Annotated in this window: 7 protein-coding genes (1 of these 7 running past the window's edge); 3 read left to right on the forward strand and 4 right to left on the reverse strand. The window is 58.2% G+C overall.

Annotated features, from left to right (window positions below; all coding sequences use genetic code 11):
* Positions 1–246, forward strand: a 246-nt coding sequence (locus BGN91_RS14805; RefSeq protein WP_292614416.1) for a formate/nitrite transporter family protein, incomplete at its 5' end; no start/stop codon positions are given.
* A 695-nt stretch (positions 247–941) separates the two neighbouring features.
* On the opposite strand, the gene BGN91_RS14810 is transcribed toward BGN91_RS14805, so the two are convergent.
* The 4 genes from BGN91_RS14810 to BGN91_RS14825 all read right to left on the reverse strand — a co-directional run bounded on the left by BGN91_RS14810 (position 942) and on the right by BGN91_RS14825 (position 2,502).
* Positions 942–1,367, reverse strand: a complete 426-nt coding sequence (locus tag BGN91_RS14810; protein WP_292614417.1) for a PadR family transcriptional regulator — start codon at positions 1,365–1,367, stop codon at positions 942–944.
* Between the two features lie 227 nt (positions 1,368–1,594).
* Complete coding sequence (locus tag BGN91_RS14815; protein WP_292614420.1) at positions 1,595–1,792, reverse strand: hypothetical protein; 198 nt, start codon at positions 1,790–1,792, stop codon at positions 1,595–1,597.
* Positions 1,793–1,959: 167 nt separating this feature from the next.
* A complete protein-coding gene (locus BGN91_RS14820) occupies positions 1,960–2,166 on the reverse strand; it encodes a hypothetical protein (protein WP_292614422.1) in 207 nt (68 codons plus the stop codon).
* Between the two features lie 135 nt (positions 2,167–2,301).
* Positions 2,302–2,502 (reverse strand): hypothetical protein, encoded by a 201-nt coding sequence (locus BGN91_RS14825; RefSeq protein WP_292614424.1) that lies wholly within the window; start codon positions 2,500–2,502, stop codon positions 2,302–2,304.
* 374 nt (positions 2,503–2,876) lie between these two features.
* On the opposite strand from BGN91_RS14825, the gene BGN91_RS14830 reads away from it, so the two are divergent.
* Positions 2,877–3,254 (forward strand): hypothetical protein, encoded by a 378-nt coding sequence (locus tag BGN91_RS14830; protein WP_292614426.1) that lies wholly within the window; start codon positions 2,877–2,879, stop codon positions 3,252–3,254.
* Positions 3,255–3,258: 4 nt separating this feature from the next.
* Positions 3,259–3,509, forward strand: the 5' portion of a protein-coding gene (locus BGN91_RS14835; RefSeq protein WP_292614428.1) for an HAD-IA family hydrolase. The gene runs 475 nt beyond the window's last position; 251 of the gene's 726 nt are visible here — the first part of the coding sequence; its start codon is at positions 3,259–3,261; its stop codon lies off the right edge, out of view.

Here is a 3,509-nt window from a genome sequence, read left to right on the forward strand (position 1 = left end):
ACCCGCAGCACTGTGGGCCGGGTGGTGCTGATGTGGATCCCGATCGGGATGTTCTTCGCGCTGGGCTTCGAGCACACCGTCGTTAACATGTGGCTCTTCCCGACCGCCATCCTCTCGGGCGCCAATGTGAGCATCTACGAGTGGTGGGTGTGGAACCAGATCCCGGTGACCATCGGCAATATCCTGGGCGCGATGGTGCTCAACGGCACGCTGTGGTACTTCACTCATACCCTGCAGAGAGAATAGGCCGCGATAAGGTTTGGCTAAGTCGTCATGCCCGGCCTTGTGCCGGGCATTGACGTTTTGAAGCGGAAACTCGAAGGCGTAGATGGCAGGGATGCGCTTCGTGCGAAGCGGTTTGCGGTTGATGGAAACATACCGATCCCCATCATAGCCGGATGTCCCCGTTCACAGACGATGTCACTTCTGCCCACCTTTGCGGCGGCTCAACTCTTCGCCCGAAGCTATAGCGTTTTCGAGTGACGGAAATACCAGCTCGCGTAAAGAAAACACGTCAAATCCAAATCACGGAGATCCACTTCCGATTCCATCAGAAGCGGAAAGGCTCGAAGTCTTCTTCGCTAATGGCGTCCACATAAAGTGGGGCACGACGGGTTACCGATACCTTCTAAACCAACGTGCTTGAACCGGTCACGATGCGTCGAAACGCTTGATCGTCAGTTTGTTGACGACTGGGTATGGTCCCCCAGCTTGACTGGAGCGCGCGGGGCCGCTGCGCGCGAAAAGAATACGCCAGTCACAAAGCTCCGACCCAGGGCCGCTGGCCGACGACAGCGGCAAGCCGGCCGGTCGCGCTTGGCGCCTTCCTGGACACAGAAGAACGACGACGCCCTTCGGGTTCCCTGCCCGGCTATCTATCTTTGCCGCCGGTTTCCCGCGCAGAAAGGCTGATCGAAGACCCGTACCGCCACCAGGGCGTCTTATTTTCTCGGCATGGCCGCGCGGGCGAGGACGTCCAACAGGCCTTCCGTGGCATCCGCATCGGCCTCCTTCAGCCGTTCAGCCATTCCAAGCGCCTGTCGCCAGCGAGTGACGCGTTCACCGAGCGCGTTCAGACGACCGAGAACGGCGGTGGCTCGATCGTGATTCTGCTCGAGAAAGGCACGGCCTTCGTCGGTGATCGTGAAGAGCCTGGGGGGATCGGCCGACGAGGTCAGATAGCCGGCTTCTACGAGACTGGCCAGCATCGGATGAACCACATTGGGGCTGGGCAAGAACCAGTCGGCCGTCATTTTCTCGATGGTCTGGATGACCTCGTAGCCACGACGCGGCGTCTCGGAAATGAGCGAGAGGGCAATAAGACGCAGATCGTCCTCGGCCACACCCTTTGATGATGGAGCCGTCATTTTTGTTCTCCGTCAAGAAACTTTCGCTCGAAAGAAACCCATATTATGCTGTAACGCAAGACATATTTCTCCGGCGTGTGATCCGCATCCTGCGATCTGCCTCAACCCCTGCGCGCACCGCAAACTTTCCGCGAGGCGCTCTTGGGCAGGCGACATCTCCCGACACGGAGCTGGACGGACTCGGGAACCTGTGTCAGCCCGCTTCATGAAAATTGCGCACGGGGCTTTCACTCCAGCGGCGGCTCAAAATCTTCGTCCATCCGCTCTACGTGGAGACCGCGGGGCAAGATCTGACCGCCCTGCTCGTCGGCGACGGGAAGATCTGAAATGAGGCCGACCAATAACGCCGCTCTCCAGACATCCAGTTCCGTCGCCGCAGATGCACCAATGCGCCTATCACGATCAAATAGTGCGTAAGGCATCATGTTTCCTCCCTGGCTGTGCGCTTTATCAACCGGCGGAGACGGGAGCCGTTCCCCATTGCATCCTCGCCAGATAAAGCCGGTGAGATTTCGTGAACGCGCATGTCTTGCGGGCGTCGGCCGGGTTACCGGTTACATTCCGAACGTCAAAAGACGCTGTGTTAATCAGGTCACAGCCGAATCACCCCGATCTGGATCATCTTGGGGCGTATGGCTGCGAACAAGGTAACGGCAGTACACAGGGCTTGAAGATTTCCAAGCTTCGCCTCGAGCCATTCCCAAAAGGGGATGGCTCTTTCTTTGATCTCCCACGAGACCATCCGATCCTCGACGCCGAGATTTGTTTCGGAGGCAAGGGCTTCCTTGCGCGAACTCACGGCACGCGAACTCACGGCACGGGCTGCCGGATTAACTGACGGAAGCCGAACCGTCGAGGCTCACGCCTCCTGGACGACGGCTATGATCCAGGATGCCTTGGCTTAAGCAGTGCCCCGGCTAAACGACACTCAATTCTACTTCGGCGTCTGTAGCCCCGAGGAATTCACCCACGCATCGATATGAGCCGCCGCGTCCGCCTGACGCGCTTTCCTTAACGCCTCATCCCTGCGTGCACCCGGAGGCAGTTCGTCCGCCGTCTTGCGGGCGTTGGCCGCGAACTCGACCAGCCGATCCTTCAAAGGCTTAAGCTGAATAGAACCTCGTCGCACCCTCATTGGCGTTGCTCCCTTGTTGGAGAGGCGGAGCGCAAGCGCGTTCTCCTGGCCTCTATCAGAGCCACAACCTTCGTGGTGATCGGATAAGTATGCGCCTTCCCCAGCCTGAATGCGAGTCGATTATTCACAAATCAAGCGGAGCGGTTCAAAACGCCACGGCATCAAAGCTAGGAATTTGGTCAACCAGCGAAATCACCGCTTCGTGTCTGTCGTGTTTGTTTGTCCAGCTTTTGCTCTTCAGGTCAGGTTGGCCAACCAACCGAAGCACGCCCCGCTCACCTAGGCGGTTGTGATGACCCGGTCAGGCCATGCGGCGGGCTCGGCAACGAGAGACGCACTCAGACAATCGCTCGGCGAGAAGGTGCTCACCATTTATGACGAATGCCGCGCAGAGCGGCGATCGGCATCGAAGCACGACGTTATGTCGCCGCAACCTGCAACAGCTCCGAGAGTGGAATCGGATCGCCATGGCTGCAATGGCTGCAATACGGATACCGCCGGATCATATGGCACGCGTTTTTCATGGCGCAGTGCGGCTCGCGCTGATCCGATTTGGGGACCGCGACTTGCCAGGCGGCATAAGAAATGCTTTTGGCGTGTCCAAGATTAATAAATTGCGCAAATCGCTAAATTTGGATTTTGATGCCCCGGCGGTCGTGAGCCGCGAGTCTGATGCAATCGGTTTGAAGCAGTACAGATATTGGCAGCATCCACCTGCTGATCCTGCTCAGCGTGAAAAACAGTGTGTATGAGAAAATGAGCGAAACGTTTGCCGCGAACTTACCGCCGGATCGTATCAGAGCCTTGATCGTTGAAGCGCGCGCCCTGATCCTCGACGTTGATGGAACGCTTGCCGAAACCGAAGAGGCTCATCGCCAGGCGTTTAACACCGCCTTCGCTGGAGCTGGTCTCGATTGGAGCTGGGATCGCGCAGCTTACAAGGACTTGCTTCGGGTGGCGGGAGGAAAGGAACGTATCCGCGCGTTCGACCGCGCGCGAGACGGACA

Origin of the sequence: Nitrobacter sp. 62-13 (genome assembly GCF_001896955.1) — a bacterium.
In the GTDB taxonomy this organism is placed as follows: domain Bacteria; phylum Pseudomonadota; class Alphaproteobacteria; order Rhizobiales; family Xanthobacteraceae; genus Nitrobacter.